Source organism: Chitinophaga japonensis, from assembly GCF_007830125.1.
Lineage (GTDB): Bacteria > Bacteroidota > Bacteroidia > Chitinophagales > Chitinophagaceae > Chitinophaga > Chitinophaga japonensis.
The window spans coordinates 1549380-1566676 of sequence record NZ_VLLG01000003.1 but is presented as its reverse complement, the minus strand read 5'-3'; the positions used below and the strand labels follow the sequence as shown (position 1 = coordinate 1566676).

The window sequence follows — 17297 nt, the reverse complement described above, 5'->3', positions numbered from 1 at the left end:
ACTGCTAAATTAGTAAGAGGCGGGTTATTCCGGCAGCACCATCTGTTTTTCGCTGTCGGCCAGCAGGGCCATTACATCTGCCTGGGCGCCGGTGAACGGCCCGGAAGCGCCGATCTTGAGCGTAGCCATGGCAGCCGCAAACTCCGCCGCAGCCTGCAGCGAATCGCCTTTAATGCGCCGGTACAGGTAGCCGGCCATATAAGTATCGCCGCAGCCGGTAGCATCTATCACAGCCGCAGGCACATAGGCAGGGATATTATAAAATGTACGGCCGTTGTAGATCACGGAGCCCATGCTGCCCAGGGTGATCACCACTTCCTTTACGCCCCGGTCAAACAGCTCCTGCGCACCCTTGCGCACATCCCGGTGGCCGGTAAGCACTTCCATTTCAGACTCATTGGCCTTCAGGATGTCCACGTACTGCAGGGCCTCCTGCTTGGCAGGCCAGTCAATGGCGCGCACCTGCCTGTTTTCCACCTTGCGCAGGTAGCCCTGCACATCCAGGGATACCCGGCCTTTGGCCGCCAGCGCACGGATCAACTCTACCGGTATATCGCCGGCCAGCAAGGGGCCCAGGTGATAGATTTTAGCAGCTACGTCCTGCAGTTGCGCTGCGGTAAAAGGGTCCGCCTCCTGCAGCACCCGCTGCGTACGGTGGTCCTGGTTCTCCGAATAAATGTTCTCGAAATAAACGGTATGGGCGCTGGGCAGCGCTTTCACGGCAATACCATTGGCACGCAGCTCGTCCACTACGTGCATTTCGCCGGCGCCGAGGGCGGTCACCAGCGCATAGCTTACATCCATCTTACGGATGGCGTTGGAAAAATAAAAGGAGGTGCCTCCCGCCATATGCACAGTAGACCGGGTGGTCACCACCTTGTCAAGCGTGATATGCCCTACACAACAAATATCGTACATGCGTTGATTAAATAAGATTGAGTGTGACAATGCCAAACAAATTACAAATGTAGCTAATAACTCACATAGAATGCCTATTTTCCACAAATATCTGCGGGTTGGAACTATATTTGCGCATACAGACCACTGACCTAAAATTCCGCTACATGAACAAATACCGCTATGCCGGGTTACTGTTGATCACCTTTTTAACAATATCCATGCACGCTTTCAGCCAGGAACATAATACCACGGAACTTAGCGCCATTGCTGCAGTGGCGCCGGGCGCCACCCTGCACGAAGTATCCCGCCGGTTTGCCTTCACGGAAGGGCCGGCCGCCGATAAAGCCGGGAATATCTATTTTACCGATCAGCCCAATAACAGGATATGGAAGTTTGATACGCAGGGACAGCTTTCCCTGTACATGGAGCCTTCAGGCCGCTCCAACGGGATGTATTTTGATCCTGAAGGCAACCTGGTGAGCTGCGCAGATGAGAAGGATGAGCTATGGTCCATCAGCCCGGACAAAAAAGTGACCGTGCTGCTGCGCGACTTCCAGGGCCGCCGTCTCAACGGCCCCAATGACCTGTGGATAGATGCCAAAGGCGGCATTTACTTTACCGATCCCTACTACCAGCGCGACTACTGGGACCGTACCGAACCGGAAATTAAGGAACAGCGGGTGTACTACCTGCCAAAAGGAGCAAAGGAAGCGATCATTGTGGAGGACCAACTGGAAAAGCCTAACGGCATCGTAGGTACGCCGGACGGCCGGTACCTGTATGTGGCGGATATCCAGGGCGACAAAACCTATAAATACCGCATACAGGCGGATGGCCGCCTCGGTGAGCGGCAATTGTTCGTATCCCAGGGCTCCGATGGGATGACGCTGGACAATGAAGGCAACCTGTACCTTACCGGCCGCGGCGTCACGATCTATGACCCTGCCGGCAATAAGCTGGGAAATATCCCGGTGTCGCCGGACTGGACGGCCAATGTATGCTTTGGCGGAAAGGACGGCCATACGCTGTTCATTACCGCCTCCAAAGCCGTGTATACGCTGCAGATGAAAGTGAAACGCGCGGAGTAGCGCTTATACGATCGTCACCTTGATCCCCATCTCCTCCATCGCTTTTACAGTGTGATCGGAAATGCCTTTGTCCGTGATCACCTCGTCCACCTCTTCCAGCCCGCAAATGCGGCCGAAACCTCTTTTGCCGAATTTGCTGGCGTCTGCCAGCACGATGGTCTTTTGCACAGTGGCGATCATTTTCTGGTTCAGGTGGGCTTCCATGATATTGGTGGTGGTCAGGCCAAACTCCAGGTCAATACCGTCCACGCCCAGGAACAGCTTGCTGCAGGAAAAGTCTTCCAGTATCTTTTCCGCGTAAGGCCCGGTTACGGAAGAAGAACTGTTGCGGAGCAGGCCCCCCAGTTGTATCACTTCTATTTCCGGGTAGCGCAGCAGTTCCAGCGCTACGTTCAGCGCAGCGGTAATAACGGTCAGGTGCCCTTTGGGATGAATGCTTCGCGCCAGCGCCAGCACGGTGGTGCCGGAAGCAATGATGATGGCGTCATTGGGCGCTATCAGCGCGGCAGCCGCCTGCCCGATGCTGTTCTTCTCATCACGACGGATCTTCTCCTTCTCGTTGACGGGCTTGTCGTTGGTATAAGGATTGTTGAGCGTGGCGCCGCCATGGGAGCGGAACAACAGCGCCCGGTCCTCCAGCAGTTTCAGGTCCTTGCGGATGGTCACGCCGGACACATCCAGGTCGCGGCACAGGTCCACCACGCTCACGTAGCCCTTTTCCTGCAGTTTATCCAGGATGAACTTATGGCGTTCTGCGATATTGATCATAGACATATTGCATAAAATTAACGTATTACAACCTGTTGGCAAGAGAAATTTTCACTTGCCATTATATCCCTGCACTTGCTTTCATTTTCCTTCAGCAGGACACCCCGTATCCCGGGAAAAGAAATACATCTGAAACCGGCAATGTAAATATTTCCATCGCGGCAAAAATACAAATAATTGAATTTCAATTTATTGAAAATATACAGGGTTGCTTCATCCCGCTGAAACAAAATATTTTTACTTTTTCATATTATTTTATACTTTGGTTTCTATTTATTGGCTTTACTTTTATATTTGTAGCGAAAATAAACAAATTGAAAGCATTCAAAAGCCACAAGACCGTCAAATGAACAGAAGCGCATACATCGCAACTATTTCCAACGCGCCTGACCAGGTATGGGACATGATCATTATCGGGGGCGGCGCTACCGGCCTGGGTATTGCCATGGACGCCGCTACCAGGGGTTACAAAACCCTGCTGCTGGAGCAGGCGGACTTTGCCAAAGGCACTTCCAGCCGCAGCACCAAGCTGGTGCACGGCGGTGTGCGCTACCTGGCGCAGGGCGACGTGGCCCTGGTACGGGAAGCCCTGTACGAAAGAGGGCTTTTGCTGGCCAATGCCCCGCACCTGGCGCATAACCAGGATTTTATCATCCCGCAATATACCTGGTGGCAGGGCCCGTTTTACACCATCGGGCTGAAGCTGTACGACCTGCTTTCCGGCCGCCTCAGCCTGGGGCGTTCCCGGCACATCGGCAGCCGCGAAGTGCAGGAAAAGCTGCCCACCATCCGCCGCCAGGGATTGAAAGGCGGTATTGTGTACCACGACGGGCAGTTTGACGATGCCCGGCTGGCGGTGAACATAGCGCAGACCGCTGCAGAGAACGGGGCCATGCTGCTGAACTATTTCAAAGTGACCGGGCTGGAAAAACACCCGGACGGCCAACTAAGCGGCGTGGTGGCAAAGGACCTGGAAACCGGCCTTACCTATACCCTGCCTGCAAAAACCGTGATCAACGCCACCGGCGTATTCGTGGACGAGATTCTGCAACTGGACAACCCCGGCGCACGCCGCCTGGTGAAGCCCAGCCAGGGCGTGCACGTAGTGCTGGACCGCTCCTTCCTGCAAAGCAGCAGCGCCATCATGATCCCGAAAACGGACGACGGCCGCGTGCTGTTTGCCGTACCCTGGCATAACAAAGTATTGCTGGGCACTACCGACACCCCGCTGGACGAGCACAGCATGGAGCCGGTAGCGCTGGAAACGGAGATAGATTTTATTTTAGGGACCGCGGCCCGCTACCTTTCCCGGCCGCCTGCCCGGGCAGATGTATTGAGCGTATTTGCCGGCCTGCGCCCGCTGGCCGCGCCGCAGAAAAGCACGGGCAGCACCAAGGAAATATCCCGCAGCCACAAGATCATCACAGCGCCCTCCGGCCTGATCACCATTACCGGCGGCAAATGGACCACCTTCCGGCGCATGGCGGAAGACACCGTGAACGAGGCCGTGAAAACCGGCGGGTTGCCGGCCGCAGCATGCCGCACCAAAACGCTGCGCATACACGGGTACCTGCCGCAGCCTTCTACCGCTGCTCCGCTGGACGTGTACGGCAGCGACGCGCCGCTGCTGCAGGCGCTGACATTAAAGCACCCGGAGCTGAAAGCCCCGCTGCATGCCCGCCTGCCCTATATCAAAGCGCAGGTTATATGGGCCGTGCGCCACGAAATGGCGCGCACCGTGGAAGATGTGCTGGCCCGCCGCATGCGCGCGCTGTTCCTGGATGCGCAGGCCGCCATCGGCATGGCGCCGCAGGTAGCGGCACTGATGGCGGCAGAGCTGGAAAAAGATGATGCCTGGCAGCAGGAACAGGTACAGGCATTCAACGCCGTAGCACAACATTATCTTTTAACAGGCATTCACAACGATACCAAAACACCACATCAACTAAACACCTAGTGTCATGTCAACCATGAAATTTCGCATAAGTCGCCGTTATTTTTTTCCGGGCAATGCAAAAAATGTGAGCATAGCGGGGACTACGTGAACATTTTTTAAAGCAGCCAGGGGCAAAAAAAACAAGACCTGGTGCGAAAGAGCATGGTTGACACGACACTAACATAAACGAAAAACGAACGTCCACGTTGATAAAAAAGGAAAACATGAACAAATACATTATGGCGCTGGACCAGGGCACCACCAGCTCCAGGGCTATCCTGTTTGACAGATCAGGCGCGATTGTAGCCATCGCGCAAAAAGAATTCACCCAGCATTTTCCTGCACCCGGATGGGTAGAGCATGACCCGGCAGAGATCTGGAGCAGCCAGATCAGCGTAGCTACCGAGGCCATGGCCAAAGCCGGCCTGGAAAGCGCCCATATTGCCGCCATTGGCATCACCAACCAGCGGGAAACGGCCATTGTATGGGACCGCGAAACCGGCAAACCGGTGCATAACGCCATCGTGTGGCAGGACCGCCGCACCGCCGCTTATTGCGACAGCCTGAAAGCTGCCGGCCACGAAAAGATGATCCGTGAAAAAACCGGGCTGGTGATCGACTCCTATTTCTCCGGCACCAAAGTGAAATGGATACTGGACAATGTGCCCGGCGCACGCGACCGCGCGGCCAGGGGCCAGCTCGCATTCGGCACCGTAGATGCCTGGCTGGTGTGGAACCTTACGCATGGAAAGGTGCATGCTACCGACATTACCAATGCCGCCCGCACCATGCTGTTCAACATTCACACGCAGCAGTGGGACGCCGAACTGCTGCAGTTGCTGGACATACCGGCCTCCATGCTACCCGAAGTAAAGCAGTCCAGCGAGGTATGCGGCCATACCGCACCAGGCCTGTTCTCCGCAACGCTGCCCATTGCCGGTATCGCCGGCGATCAGCATGCCGCGCTTTTCGGGCAGATGTGCACCACGCCCGGGATGGTAAAGAACACCTACGGCACCGGCTGCTTTATGCTGATGAACATTGGCAACCAGCCCATACTCAGCAAGAATAACCTGCTCACCACCATTGCCTGGAAGGTGAACGGCGAAGTGCAATATGCACTGGAAGGCAGCATCTTTATAGCGGGCGCTATTGTACAGTGGCTGCGCGACGGCCTGGGCATCATCCGCACTTCCGCAGAAGTGGAAGCGCTGGCCGCCCGCGCCCCGCAGAATGAAGGCGTATACCTGGTGCCGGCCTTTGCCGGGCTGGGCGCACCGCACTGGGAGCAGCACGCACGCGGCACCCTGGTAGGCATGACCCGCGGCACCACCGCCGCGCACATTGCACGGGCTGCGCTGGAAAGTATCGCCTACCAGACCATGGAAGTATTGCGCGCCATGGAAGCGGATGCTAACATGCACATCAAAGAGCTGCGTGTAGACGGCGGCGCTACCGGCAATAACCTGCTGATGCAGTTCCAGGCAGACATCCTGCATACTAAAGTGGTAAGGCCGCGCATCACGGAAACCACCGCCATGGGCGCCGCTTACCTGGCAGGGCTGGCTACCGGCTACTGGAAAGACCTGGAAGAGATACGCAGCCAGTGGCAGGTGGATAAATACTTTGAGCCGGACACCGCGCAGAACGGCCGCGAGGAATGGATCAACGGGTGGAACAAAGCCGTAAAAGCGGCCAAAAGCTGGGCGGCTAACTGATAACATCGCTTAAATCCAATATTTAACTCAACCAAATATCATGCACCCATATTTAGCGGAATTCCTGGGCACCACCCTGCTCCTGTTGCTGGGCAACGGCGTAGTGGCCAACGTAGTGCTCAATAAGACCAAAGGCAACAGCGGCGGATGGATCGTGATCACCACCGGCTGGGGCCTCGCCGTATTTGTAGGCGTGGTGCTGGCAGGCCCTTACAGCGGCGCGCATATCAACCCCGCTGTAACCGTAGCCCTGGCCCTGGCCGGCAAGTTTGACTGGGGACAGGTCCCCTTCTTCATCCTTGCCCAGATGCTGGGCGCCATGACGGGCACTTTCCTGGTATGGCTCAACTATAAGGACCACCTGGATGAAACACCCGACACCGGCCTGCAGCGCGCCGTGTTCTGCACGGAGCCGGCTATACGTAGAATGTCCAGGAATTTCATCTGCGAAGTAACGGGCACCTTCGTGCTGCTGTTCACCATTTTTTATTTCACCAACGCAGAGATAGGGCCGGAAAAAACGCCGGTAGGGCTTGGCTCGCTGGGCGCCGTGCCGGTTGCTTTCCTGGTATGGTCCATCGGGCTTTCACTGGGCGGCACTACCGGCTACGCCATTAACCCGGCCAGGGACCTGGGGCCCCGTATCATGCACGCGCTGCTGCCCATAAAAGGCAAAAGCGGCAGCGACTGGGGCTACGCATGGGTACCAGTATTGGGGCCGCTGGCCGGCGGTGCGCTCGCGGCAGGGCTGTACATGTTGTTACGATAGCTTAATGAATACTTAACATTAGTTGGGGGATACTGTAGCATTTAATAGTCAACGAAGACAAAACATTAACGAATGAAACATCTTACAAGCATTGCGCTGCTGGCATGTGCCATCGGCGTAGGCAGCAGCTTTTTTACTGCCTGCAACAACGCGCAGCCCTCCGCCGGGACGGAGGCCGATACCGCATTGCCCGGATTTTTTGAAGTAGGCCACCGGGGCACCCGCGGCCTGATGCCGGAAAACACGATACCCGCCATGACAAAGGGCCTGGAAGCAGGCGCCAACACCATTGAATTTGACGTGCACATCACGAAAGACAGCCAGGTGGTGGTATACCACGATGCCTCCCTGACGCCGTCCTATACCACGATGCCCGATGGCAGCGATATACCGGAAGAAGAGCGGTCAAAATATACGCTGTACCAAATGAACTACGACAGCATCCGCCGGTTCATCATCGGTGAAAAAGCTTATCCTGCTTACCCGGAGCAGCAACAGGTACGTACTTACGCGCCGCTGCTGTCCGAGCTGGTAGACTCCGTGGAAGCCTATACGGCGGCACACGGCCTGCCGCCCGCCTATTACCTGCTGGAGATCAAGTCATCCGCTAAAACAGATGGAGAACAGCAACCCGCGCCGGAAGAATACATGCGCATACTCATGGGCGTAAAAGAACTGCAGCCGCTGGGCGACCGGCTGCTGATACAGTCCTTTGACATGCGGCCCCTGCAGGTGCTGCACCGCACACACCCGCATATTAAACTGGGCTTTCTTACCGGGGACAAAAACACCACTTTTGAGCAGCACCTGGAGCAACTGGGCTTTACGCCCTTCTTCTACAATCCGCAGTACCAGTTGGTAACACCGGAGCTGATCAGCAAATGTCATGAAAGGCAAATCAAAATAGTCCCCTGGACAGTACAGGAAACAAGCGAAATGGAAAAGCTGCAGGCAATGGGCGTAGACGGCATCATTACCGACTACCCGGACAGGCTGGAGGAAGTACGAAGCAGGAAATAGGAAGTAGGAAGTAGGAGACAAGAAGTAACGAACAAGCGATCAACCAAAACACAAACTGCAAAAAACAAACGTTTATGAAACTGTTACCACGATCCCGTACATCGGGCCTGTTAAAGGCGCTGATGCTGGGAATCTTTCTGCTCACTGTAAGCACCCTGCAGGCGCAGGATCTGCCCCTTACCGGGAAAGTTACAGCCCCCGGCGGCATGCCGCTGATAGGCGTAAACGTACTGATAGAAGGCACTTCAAGGGGCGCCGCCACCGATGTGAACGGTAATTTTAAGCTGAGCGCACCTGCCGGCGCCACCCTCAAATTCACCTTTGTAGGGTACCTGCCCAAAGAAATAAAAGTATCCGGTAACACAACGCTGAATGTGACGATGGAAGAAGATGTGCAGAAGCTGAACGACGTAGTGGTAGTAGGCTATGGCACACAAAAGAAAGCCACGCTCACCGGCGCTATCACTACCGTAGACATGGTGGATAAGCAGGGCCAGCCGCTCACTAACATCAGTAACGCCCTGCAGGGTGTGCCCGGCGTGTTTGCCAACCTGAGCAACAGCCAGCCCGGCGTGGACAGGAGCACCATCCGCATACGCGGCGTAGGCACCATGAACAACAGCAACCCGCTGGTGCTGGTAGATGGTATCGAGTACTCCATGGACGAGCTGAACCCGAACGACATTGAAAGTGTAACCGTGCTGAAAGATGCAGCGGCCGCCATCTACGGTTCCCGTGCAGCCAATGGCGTATTGCTGGTCACCACCAAAAAAGGCCGCGGCACCTCCCGCGTTAATTACAGCTATTATTATGGTATACAAAAACCCACGTACCTGCCGGATATTATAGACGACCCGATCGCTTATATGCGGCTGAAGAACCAGGCGAACATCAACGAAGGGAAAGCGCCCGAATATGCGGAAGACGACATTGCAGAATACCAGCAGGGCATGGCCACCGACCCTTTCACCTACCCTGCCAACAACTGGTACGACATAGCGCTGAAGAACGGCGTTATTAAAAAGCACGACCTGAGCGTATCCGGCAGCACGGATAAATACCAGTACCGCCTTTCAATAGGCTACCTGAACAGGGACGGCGTGCTTTTTGGCCCCGGCAACCACGAGAATAAATATTCCCTGGGTCTGAACGCCAGCATGAACGTGAATGAAAGACTGAAAGTAGGCGTAACACTGGACGGTTACTACCGCGACTATACGGAGCCCTTCTATACTAACGTCTGGCAATATCTTTCCAGGGCCCTGCCCATCCTGACGGATACCCTGCAGGATGGCCGCTATGGTAATTCCTGGCTCCGCACCCTGGGCCGCAACAACTGGGAGAACCCGCGCATGATCGCATACAACGGCCTGTACAAGAAAGTGGTGCAGCGTTTCCTGGCTACCGTGTTTGCGGAATACAAGCTACCCTTTGACATTACCTACAACATCAAGTTCGGCGTGGATAAATACGACGGGCTGCTGAGCGGCTTCACCCCGCGCATGCAGACCTTCAACCCGAAAACCGGGGCGGCCATTAACTGGAACAGCCCGGCCACGGCGCCAAGGTCCACGAAAGAAGACTGGAACAACATGAACATCCACTTCTACAATACCCTGAACTGGCAGCACCAGTTTGCGCGGATGCACAACCTGTCCGTAATGCTGGGCGCCAGCTACGATAATTTTGACGAGGACAACTGGGCCACCAGCATGTACGGCTACCTGGATGGTACGCTGGACGCCTTTGATGCCGGTACGGTATGGAATGCCACCAGCGGCAACTATACCCGCGATGTGCTGGAATCCTATTTCGGCCGTTTGAACTATGACTATGACGGCAAATACCTGCTGGAGCTCTCCTTCCGTTCCGACGGTTCCTCCCGTTTTGCCCCGGAAAAACGCTGGGGTTTCTTCCCGGCCGCGTCCGCCGGCTGGCGTGTGGACAAGGAAAACTTTTTCCAGTCCAACTTCTTCAACCTCCTGAAGCTGCGCGTATCCGCAGGGCGAATGGGGAACCAGGCCGTAGCGCTTTACAGCTACGACCCTACTGTAAGACTGGGCCAGGACTACAGCTTTGGCGGCACGCTTAATTCCGGCGCGGCGGTACTGGATTATGCCGATCCTACCATTCACTGGGAAACCACCACTACCTATAATGCCGGTGTGGATGTAAACTTCTGGGAGAACCGCATGGCCTTTACCGTGGATGCCTATAAAAGACGTACTACCGACATCCTGCGCCCGGTAAATATTGCCGCGCAGGTAGGTAACCTGGGCGGCCCGAAAAGGAATGTAGGCACAGTAGACAATACCGGCCTGGAAGTGACCTTGCAGTACCGGAACAATATCGGCCAGTTGGATTACTCCTTTAACGGCAACGTGTCCTACAACAAGAACGAGGTGGTAGACCTGCAGGGCGAGATCATTTACGGCAGCGGCACCATTACCAAAGCCGGCCTGCCCATGGAGTCCTTCTATGTGCTGGAAGCAGAAGGCATTTTCCAGACAGAGGACGAAGTAGCCCGCCACGCCAAACAAAGCGCCAACACCAAACCGGGATACATCAAGTTCAGGGACCAGAATAACGACGGCATCATCAATGGCGACGACCGCGTAGTGGTAAACGCATCTTCCATGTTCCCGAAAGTGACCTACGGGTTCGGGCTGAACCTGGGCTGGAAAGGCATTTCGCTGAACGCCGCCTTCCAGGGCATTACCGGCGTTAAAGTGCTGCCCACCGCCAACCTGGCCTATCCTTTCAACAACGGGGCCAACGCCACCTGGGAATGGGCTACCGATGCCTGGACGCCTGAAAACCGCGACGCCCGGCTGCCCATCCTTACTACCAGCACCGGTGCTATTGACAACTTCCAGCGCTCCACTTTCTGGATCAGGGATAATTCCTACCTGCGTATGAAGAACATACAACTGGGCTACGCCCTGCCGGACAACTGGCTGTCCAAAGTGAAGATCAGCAAGCTCTCCGTATTTGTGAACGCGCAGAACCTGCTCACCTTCTCCAAGTACAAGGACTTTGACCCGGAAGCCATCCTGGACCAGACAACAGTGTACCGCTACCCGATGCTGAAAACATTTAACGGTGGCCTGAACGTTACTTTCTAAACCAAGTAAAACATGATGACGATGAAGAAGCAAATATATCTGCTGATCGCCTGCGCGGGTTTCCTGGCTGCAGGCTGTAACAAAAGCCTGCTGGATACTTCCCCGCACGACCGGTATACCGAGGCCACTTTCTGGAGCACCCCGGAAGCGGCCAATGCCGGGCTGGTAGGCTGCTATGCCGTACTCCGTTACGACGGCCTGTACGGCGGCCAGGACAACGGCCCCGGCTCCGCCAATACAACGGCTTTGTGGGAAGAAACGCTGTCGCCCAACGCGATCAACTACAGCGGCGGCATGTCATTCAACCTGGTTGCCACCGGGCAGCAGCAAGCCAGCAATGACGGCATCATCCCCTACCGCTTCGGCGACTGCTACTCCGGGATAGGCCGCTGCAACACCTTCCTGGCCAAAGTGGACGAAGTGCCGGATATGGACGAAGACCTGAAAACGCGGATGAAAGCGGAAGCCAAATTCCTGCGCGCGCTCTACTACTTCACGCTGCAGAACTATTACGGCGATGTGCCGCTGATACTGGACCCGCCGAACCTGGATGAACAGGCGGACCTGCCCCGTACCCCCCGTGCGGAAGTAGTGCAGCAGGTGCTGCAGGACCTGGACGAAGCAGCAGCCGTATTACCGCCCTCTTATAGCGGCGCTAATAAAGGCCGTGCCACCAAAGGCGCTGCCATGGCCCTGAAGGCGAGGGTGCTGCTGTACGAGGCCAGCCCCCTGCTGAACACCGCCAACGACGTATCCAAATGGCAGGCGGCCGCTACTGCGGCCAAAGCCGTGATGGACCTGGGCACCTACGGCCTGTTTGACGATTACCGCGCCCTGTTCCTGCCGGCCAACGAGAACAACAAGGAGGTGATCTTTGATGTGCAGTACATCTTCCCCAACCAGGGCAGCTCCTTCGATCTCATCTGCACCCAGTACAACACCAATGCGCCTTTGCTGGACCTGGCGCAGGCCTATTACATGAAGAACGGGCTGCCCACATCCGACCCAGCTTCCGGTTACGACCCGGCCAACCCGTACCAGGACCGCGATCCGCGTTTATACGCCACCTTTACCTATCCCGGTGATATGTACCGGGGTAAAACGATTGACTCCACCCGTTTTGCCGTAACCGGTTTCGGAATGAAGAAATACAGCATCTACGACAGCGCGGCGCCGCCGTCCAACCTGTCCGACCTGAAAACCGGGCAGTCCGAGACCAATTTCATTGTGCTGCGCTATGCCGATATCCTGCTGATGTATGCCGAAGCGCAGAATGAAGCAGCCGGCCCGGACGCCACCGTTTATGCAGCGCTGAACGCCCTCCGCGACCGCATCGATATGCCGCACCTGCCGGCAGGGCTCAGCAAGGACCAGCTACGCGCAGAGATCCGCCATGAAAGGCGTATAGAGCTGGCCGGCGAAGGCATGTACTATAATGACATCCGCCGCTGGAAAACAGCCGAAACCGTGCTGAACGCCAACGTATATACCTGGAGCGGCAAATTCCTGGAGAAACGTTCTTTCAACCCGCAAAGGGATTACTGGTGGCCCATCCCGCTGGTGGAAAGGGACCTGAACCCGGAACTGACGCAGAACCCGAATTATTAATAATTAATAATGAATAATTAATTTACCAGCCTGTTACGTCATCACAATTATTTAACTATGAAGGGAATCATGAAGACATTTTCCGTTGTGCTGCTGGGCGGCGCCTTTGCATTACTGCAATGCATGCCGGCGGCAGCGCAGGAAAAGGAGCAGCCCAAACTGGTAGTGGGCATTGTAGTGGACCAGATGCGCTGGGATTATTTATACCGCTATTACGACCGGTATGAAGCAGGCGGCTTTAAGCGGATGCTGAAAGAGGGCTTCTCCTGCGAGAACACCTATATCAGCCACCTGCCCTCCTTTACCGCCGTGGGCCACAGCACGGTGTATACCGGCTCCGTACCGGCCATCCATGGTATTACCGGCAATGACTGGACCGACCAGTTGACCGGGCGGCGCTGGTACTGCACGGAAGACACCATCGTACAGCCCGTAGGCACCACAACCAATGCAGGACGAATGTCGCCGCGCAACCTGCTGGCCACCACCATTACGGACGAGCTGCGCATTGCCAGCAACTTCCGTTCTAAAGTAGTGGGCGTATCCCTCAAGGATCGCGCGGCCATACTGCCCGCGGGCCATGCCGCCAATGCCGCTTTCTGGCTGGACGACAGCAACGGCAGCTTTGTGACCAGCACTTTTTACATGCAGGAGCTGCCGGAATGGGCGCAGCGTTTCAATGACCGCAGGGAGCCGGCGCAGCTCATGTCCAGGCCCTGGGAAACGCTCTACCCCATCAGCACCTACCGGCACAGCACGGCGGACAATGCGGACTGGGAAGGCACCTTCACCGGGGAAACAGCGCCGGTATTCCCGCACAATATGCCGGAGATATACAAGAAAGACCGCGGCAGCCTGCGCATAACACCTTTTGGCAACACGCTTACGCTGAACTTTGCAAAAGAGGCCGTAAAGGGCTACCAGCTAGGCGCGGGCAAGGCGACGGATTTCCTGACCATCAACTGCGCTTCCACGGATTATGTAGGCCATAAGTTCGGGCCCAACTCCATAGAAGTGGAAGATACCTACCTGCGCCTGGACAGGGACCTGGCGGACTTTTTCCGTTTCCTGGACCAGCGCGTGGGTAAAGGCAACTACCTGGTGTTCCTGACAGCGGATCACGGAGCGGCCAACTCCGTAGGTTTTATGCAGGAGCATAAAATGCCGGCCGGGCTGGTGCAGGACAGGAAGATCATGGCCGGCCTGGACAGCCTGCTGGCCGCACGTTTCGGCGTAAAGGGCCTGGTACGCAACGGCATGAACTATCATGTGAACTACGATATCCCGAAAATAGAAGCCGCCAACCTGGATTACGATGCCATCAAAAAAGCATCGGTGCAGTACCTGCAACGCCTGCCGGGCATCCAGTTTGCCGCGGATGTGGACAATATCGGCAGCAGCCCCCTGCCGGAGCCGCTCAAAAGCATGGTGATCAACGGTTATAATACCAAACGCTGCGGCTCCGTGGTGATCATTCCCGAACCCGGCTGGTACCAGGGCGCGGCAAAGGGCACCACGCATGGCAACTGGAATGCTTACGACATACATATTCCGCTTGTATTCATGGGCTGGCATGTAAAGCACGGCGCCAGCAATGAAACGGTGCATATGACAGACATTGCGCCCACCATTGCCGCCATGCTGCAGATACAGATGCCGAACGGCTGTGTGGGCAAACCGGTGACGAGCGTTACCGGTGCAGAATAAAAATGTAAAATGATGAATGTAAAATCTTGAATGTAAAAGTAAAATGCAGCGACATAGCGTTCGCTGCATTTTACTTTTACATTTAACATTCACCCATCACGCCTGTTCCAGCTTTCGCTTTTTGTGATAGTAGATGTAGGATACCGCCACCAGTACAAACGGGATGATCATAACTCCCCAGGCAGCGGGAGGATCGCCCACCGCGATCAGGGAATAGGTGGCGCCGGTAAAGTCAATTACAAAACCGGCATAGGCCCATTCCTTCAGCCGCGGGAAGCCGGGCGTCAGGATGGCGATCACGCCCAGCACCTTGGCTGCACCCAGCAAATACGTCAGGTAGTCCGGGTACCCCAGGTGCTCGAAAACGGCGAAAGCCTCCGGGCTCGGGAAAAGGTTGGTAATGCCGGAAAAGGCCATCCCTGCTGCCAGCAGTATGGTAAAGATCCAGTAGATAATTTTTACTTTCTTCATGTTGCAATGTAGGTTTTATAGGCGTTTACTAACAGTTAATTGCTTATATCATTACCTTCTTCCACTTGCCCCGTTTAAAAAGCACGAAGGCCGTGATGCTGATAGCCGTTTCCGCCACCGGTACGGCAATGAACACGCCCAGCGGCCCCATTTGCAGGTACCGGGCCAGCAGGTAGGCCAGCGGTATCTGGAACAGCCAGAAACCAATAAAGTTGATCCATGTAGGCGTCCAGGTATCACCCGCGCCGTTAAAGGCGTTGATCATCACCATGCCCACACCGTAGAAAACATAACCGGCGCTCATGATGCGCAGCGCATCGGCCGCAATGGCTTTCACCTGCGGGTCCTGCGTAAAGAAGGAGATAAAGAACTCTGCGCCTGCCAGGAACAGTACGGTTACGCACATCATGAAGATCACGTTGTACTTGGTGGTTTTCAGCACGGAGTCTTCCGCCCGCTGCGGCTGTTTGGCGCCCAGGTTCTGCCCCACCAGCGTAGCGGCGGCATTGCTCAGCCCCCAGGCCGGCAGTATGAAGAAAATAAGCAGGCGCACCGCGGTCTGGTAACCTGCGGAACCGTAATCACCACCGGTTTCCGCCACCAGCTTGGCCAGGAATATCCAGCTACAGGATGCGATGATGAACTGGAAAGTGCCGGGTGACGCGATCTTGATCACCGATCTGATCACCGGCCAGTCTATTTTCAGGTGACGGGCTTTGATCTTGATCTGCCCGCTGCCTTTGGATAAATGGTACAGTTGGTACAGCACGCCTATGCCACGGCCGGTTACCGTAGCCACTGCTGCGCCGGTCAGCCCCATTTCCGGGAACGGACCGATGCCCCTGATGAACAGCGGGTCCAGGATGATATTGCAGATATTGGCCAGCCACAAGCTTTTCATGGCAATAGAGGGATTGCCCGCGCCGCGGAAAATACCGTTGATCAGGAACAGCAGCATGATCACCAGGCTGCTGCCCATCATTACCCGGGTATAATTCACCCCCTTTTGCACAGTCGTTTCCTCAGCGCCCATCAGGCGCAGGATATCCGCTGCAAAGATGTAGCCTGCCACGCTGATAACGGCCGTTACGAAAAACGACAGCCAGATGGCCTGCACACCGGCATGCGCGGCGGCGTCCGGGTTCTTTTCGCCGATACGGCGCGCCACCAGGGCAGTTGCGGCCATACTGATACCAATGGCCAGGGAGTATACGATGGTGATCACGGATTCCGTAAGGCCTACCGTTTGTATGGCATGGCTGGCATCCGGCAGGTGGCCGACGAAATAGAGGTCCACCACGGCAAATACAGACTCCATGCACATTTCCAGGATCATGGGAATAGCCAGGGTAAATACGGCCTTGCGAAGGCTGCCCGTGGTATAGTCCATGTCCTCACCGCGGAGGGATTGTTTGATCAGGGAAAAGATATACGATACTTTGTTCGTAGTCATCGATTGTTGCGGCATAAGTGGTCTTTTAAATGTTTTAAAATAGAATGACGGATAAAAGGCTGCTACAGTATGCTTCAGGAATTAAGAAGCGGAAAGGCCACAGTCGCTGATAACTTTCTCCAGCCTATTGCTGCTGGTTAAGATCGTGGTTCACCATCCACTGTACGCCGAACTTGTCCTTCAGCATACCGAAGTAGGCGCCCCAGAACGTTTTGTTCATCGGCATGATCACCTGTCCGCCTGCAGCGAGGCCGTTGAACAGTTGGTCCGCCTCTGCTTCGCTGGCCGGGTGCACCGCAATGTGAAAGTTATCGCCCGTGGTCATGGGCCCGAACGTTTTGGGCCGGTCGCTGCCCATGAGGACGGCGGAAGGGCCGATCGGAAGCGCAATATGCATGATCATATTGTCATATTCCGGTGGTACGGGCTGATCGGAAGGCGCGTCCTTCAGGTATGATTTGGTGGTGAACGATCCACCAAAAACGGACCTGTAGAACTCGAAGGCGGCCTCGCAATTTCCCTCGAAATTGAGGTAAGGATTGATGGTTGCCATGGTCTGTGGTTTTAATTGATTAGAGAATGCTTATTTTTTCAGGGAGCTTGATCTTGGGCTTTTGTGCCTGCAAATATAAGCACTCCCATGTGTAAGTGCGAAATTATAGGGAACTATCCGCTTGGCTGGGTAGCGGATACGACATTGTAAGGGGGGAATTGCGACATTTTCCCCATGGCAT

The 17297-nt window shown here is 55.5% G+C and carries 13 protein-coding genes; 8 read left to right on the top strand and 5 right to left on the bottom strand.

Going from position 1 to position 17297, the window contains the following annotated elements; all coding sequences use genetic code 11:
- Window positions 1-24: 24 nt before the first annotated feature.
- Window positions 25-918, bottom strand: coding sequence for a PfkB family carbohydrate kinase (locus LX66_RS15365; protein WP_145715016.1), 894 nt, complete (start codon window positions 916-918; stop codon window positions 25-27).
- A gap of 146 nt (window positions 919-1064) precedes the next feature.
- Between LX66_RS15365 and LX66_RS15360 the strand changes: the two genes are divergently transcribed.
- The gene (locus LX66_RS15360) at window positions 1065-1988 is read left to right on the top strand and encodes an SMP-30/gluconolactonase/LRE family protein (RefSeq protein WP_145715014.1); all 924 of its coding nucleotides are present in this window, start codon (window positions 1065-1067) and stop codon (window positions 1986-1988) included.
- Between the two features lie 3 nt (window positions 1989-1991).
- Here LX66_RS15360 and LX66_RS15355 read toward each other — a convergent pair whose 3' ends face one another.
- On the bottom strand, window positions 1992-2762 hold the full coding sequence (locus tag LX66_RS15355; RefSeq protein ID WP_317130573.1) for a DeoR/GlpR family DNA-binding transcription regulator: 771 nt from the start codon (window positions 2760-2762) through the stop codon (window positions 1992-1994).
- A gap of 340 nt (window positions 2763-3102) precedes the next feature.
- Between LX66_RS15355 and LX66_RS15350 the strand changes: the two genes are divergently transcribed.
- The 7 genes from LX66_RS15350 to pafA all read left to right on the top strand — a co-directional run bounded on the left by LX66_RS15350 (window position 3103) and on the right by pafA (window position 14639).
- Window positions 3103-4713 carry a glycerol-3-phosphate dehydrogenase/oxidase gene (locus LX66_RS15350; RefSeq protein ID WP_145715012.1) on the top strand — a complete coding sequence of 537 codons (1611 nt, stop codon included), beginning with the start codon at window positions 3103-3105 and terminating at the stop codon, window positions 4711-4713.
- 203 nt (window positions 4714-4916) lie between these two features.
- Window positions 4917-6410 carry a glycerol kinase GlpK gene (gene glpK / locus LX66_RS15345; protein ID WP_145715009.1) on the top strand — a complete coding sequence of 498 codons (1494 nt, stop codon included), beginning with the start codon at window positions 4917-4919 and terminating at the stop codon, window positions 6408-6410.
- Between the two features lie 40 nt (window positions 6411-6450).
- Window positions 6451-7179 (top strand): MIP/aquaporin family protein, encoded by a 729-nt coding sequence (locus tag LX66_RS15340; protein WP_145715007.1) that lies wholly within the window; start codon window positions 6451-6453, stop codon window positions 7177-7179.
- 72 nt (window positions 7180-7251) lie between these two features.
- Window positions 7252-8199, top strand: coding sequence for a glycerophosphodiester phosphodiesterase family protein (locus LX66_RS15335; protein WP_145715005.1), 948 nt, complete (start codon window positions 7252-7254; stop codon window positions 8197-8199).
- A gap of 74 nt (window positions 8200-8273) precedes the next feature.
- Window positions 8274-11324 (top strand): SusC/RagA family TonB-linked outer membrane protein, encoded by a 3051-nt coding sequence (locus LX66_RS15330; protein WP_145715003.1) that lies wholly within the window; start codon window positions 8274-8276, stop codon window positions 11322-11324.
- A 21-nt stretch (window positions 11325-11345) separates the two neighbouring features.
- Entirely contained in the window at window positions 11346-12932 is a 1587-nt protein-coding gene (locus tag LX66_RS15325; protein WP_145715001.1) for a RagB/SusD family nutrient uptake outer membrane protein, read from the top strand.
- Between the two features lie 69 nt (window positions 12933-13001).
- Window positions 13002-14639: an alkaline phosphatase PafA gene (pafA, locus tag LX66_RS15320; RefSeq protein WP_244620412.1), complete on the top strand. Its 1638-nt coding sequence runs from the start codon at window positions 13002-13004 to the stop codon at window positions 14637-14639.
- Window positions 14640-14735: 96 nt separating this feature from the next.
- On the opposite strand, the gene LX66_RS15315 is transcribed toward pafA, so the two are convergent.
- The 3 genes from LX66_RS15315 to LX66_RS15305 all read right to left on the bottom strand — a co-directional run bounded on the left by LX66_RS15315 (window position 14736) and on the right by LX66_RS15305 (window position 17116).
- Window positions 14736-15110 carry a DoxX family protein gene (locus LX66_RS15315; protein ID WP_145714997.1) on the bottom strand — a complete coding sequence of 125 codons (375 nt, stop codon included), beginning with the start codon at window positions 15108-15110 and terminating at the stop codon, window positions 14736-14738.
- A gap of 43 nt (window positions 15111-15153) precedes the next feature.
- Window positions 15154-16578, bottom strand: coding sequence for an MATE family efflux transporter (locus LX66_RS15310; RefSeq protein ID WP_145714995.1), 1425 nt, complete (start codon window positions 16576-16578; stop codon window positions 15154-15156).
- Window positions 16579-16687: 109 nt separating this feature from the next.
- Complete coding sequence (locus tag LX66_RS15305; protein WP_145714993.1) at window positions 16688-17116, bottom strand: VOC family protein; 429 nt, start codon at window positions 17114-17116, stop codon at window positions 16688-16690.
- Window positions 17117-17297: the final 181 nt, after the last annotated feature.